Below are 2608 nucleotides of genomic sequence, written 5' to 3' on the forward strand. Positions count from 1 at the left end.
GGACGCCACGTGGGAGGTGGCTCAGGGGAACACTTCCTGGGGACTGCCCGGTGCCAGCATGGCCGGCGTGGACTATCTGCAACAACCGATGGCCACGGCCAATGTGGACTCTCCCGACGGCTGGGTGACCTTGGATGTAACAGCCCTGGTGCAGAGCTGGGCGGCTCAGCAACAGCCCAATTACGGCTTCCTCATCGAGGGGGTGAACGCCGCCGGCGTCGAATATTACATCCACTCCAGCGAATACCTGGACGCGAGCCGGCGGCCTATGCTGACCATCATCTACGAGGGCAAACCGCCGACGCCCACCCCAACGCCCACACATACGGCCACGCCGACCCGCACCATGACGCCGACGCCGACCCTTCCGCCCACTCGCACCCCCACGGTCACGCCTTCTGCCACGCCCACCTCAGCGCAGGAGGCCGGCATCATCTACGCGGAGGCCGAGGCCGGCGAGGTCATCCCACCGATGAGCGTCGCCTATGACGCCGGCGCCTCCGCCTGCGGCTATATCATTAGTCCTATTAATGAGCGTAGCGGCGAGGTGCGGATCACCTTCCGCGTGACGAATGAGTCCGACTACTGGTTCTGGGGGCGCACCCTTGCTTTCCATGAAGGGGATAACTCTTTCTTCGTTTCGCTGGATGGCAGACCGGATTTCCGTTGGGATTTCCTGCCAACCTCGACCTGGATCTGGCAGCCCATCAAGGATGCCTCTACTGGCCAGCGGCCTGTCCTGCGGCTGAAGCCGGGCACGCACAGCATTATCATCCGGCCCCGCGAGCCAGAGGCTCGGCTGGATGCCGTCGCCGTCGTGCCGGCCTCCAACATTATCCCAGGCTACGTGGCGCCGTGCGGTGGTGTCCCGACGGCTACTCCCACCGCGCCGGCCGGCACCGCAACCTTCACGCCGACATCTACGCCGACCGCTACGTATACCGCCACGCCCACCGGCACCCCGCCCGCCGGCGTTACCCTGACTCCCAGCGCTACCCCAACCGCCACCCCCAGCCCTACGTTCACGGCGACGCGCATCGCCACCGCCACGGCCGGCCCCACATCCACTCCGACGCCCACCGCCACGCGGACGCCCGCTGTCACACCGGGGGCCACCAGCACGCCCACGCCGGCCGGCACCTCTGTGCCGCTACCGACGCCTACGCCGGCGCCGTACCACCAGGAGCAGGTCTCCGCCGTCTATAACCCGGACCGCAACGAGTACCTGGTGGTCTGGGCGGACTGCCGCAACGTCTCTGCTTACGGTCGCTACTGCGAGTACGGGGCGCGTGATGCCAAGGATATCTACGCCCGGCGCATCGGGGCAGATGGCTCTGTGCTCTCCCCCGATATCGAGATCTCCGCCAATGTCCTGAGCATGCAGTGGCCGGCGGCCGCCTATAACCCCACGGACCAGACCTATCTGGTGGTCTGGCAACAGCATGCCTTTGACTTCCTCGGGAACTGGCCGCCCAGCGGCTATCCCGGCTATTCGCAGTACGGCTACGATGTGGTCGGCCGGCTCATCACCGCCGACGGCGAGCCGCTGACCGATGTCTTCCTCATCTCCGAAAAGTTCACCTCGCCGCCCTACGACGACAATCAGTGGCACCCGGCCGTGGCGTATTACCCGCCGGCGAACGTCTTCCTGGTCACATGGCACGACGGCCGGGCGCGCACCCAATTCCCGAGCCTGTTCAGCATGGACGAGAACGACCGCACCACCTTCAAGGACAATTACGCCCAGATCGTCTCGGCAACCGGCGCCATCCTCGGCCGCAACCTGCCCATTACCCTGGACCCGGCCAATACCACCCATCAGTATGTGGGCAACGCCAAACGCATCCAGCAGTACACCAGCATTGCGTATGATACGCGGCGCCAGCGTTTCCTGGTGGTGTGGGAGGACGACCGCAACGGCGCCGGCAGCCCCCATCCCACCAACCAGTGGTATGAACTGCTGAACATGGACATTTACGGCATCTTCCTGGACGGGCAGGCGAAGCCCATCGGCGATCCACCCAACTTCCCCATCAGCACCGAGCCCGGCTGTGAGCGCTTCCCGGAGGTGGTGTACAACCCGGTGCTGGACGAATACCTGGTGGTGTGGCAGAAGCTGATGGACCTGAACGCGGTGGGGACATGGCGTTCGGTGCACGGCCAGCGGCTGGACGCCGAAGGCCGGCCCATCGGCGCACCCTTCACCATCGAGGCCCAGGCGGTCTATAACAGCGGCTCGTACCTGTCGGACGTGCCGAAGCCGGCCGCCGGCGTCAACACCATCACCGGCAACTACACGGTGGTATGGGTGGAGCAGGCCTGTGCCTCCTGCGTCCGCCGCGTTGTCGCACGGACCCTGCGGCCCAGCGGGGAGTCCGTCCTCATGGATGCCAAATATCAGGTCGCCGGCAGTGGCACCGAGCCTCAGCTCTCCTTCAACCCGCAGACCGGGAAGTATCTGGTGGTCTTCCACGCCGGCGATGTGTATCGCAACGTCAAACACGTAGTGATTCCCGCGCCCTGATTTGCGCCGGCGGGCCTTTAGGCTATACTTGCCTGCATGTCCGGGGATATTCCCCGACATGCAGGCATTTTGTCCGAGTAAGGA

General features: G+C 65.1%; 1 protein-coding gene. It reads left to right on the forward strand.

Translation table 11 applies throughout. The features are described from left to right. Positions 1–2524: DNRLRE domain-containing protein (locus H5T60_13945; GenBank protein MBC7243534.1), on the forward strand; the 2524-nt coding region annotated here is incomplete at its 5' end. Positions 2525–2608 lie beyond the last annotated feature (84 nt).

Source organism: Anaerolineae bacterium, from assembly GCA_014360855.1.
Lineage (GTDB): Bacteria > Chloroflexota > Anaerolineae > JACIWP01 > JACIWP01 > JACIWP01.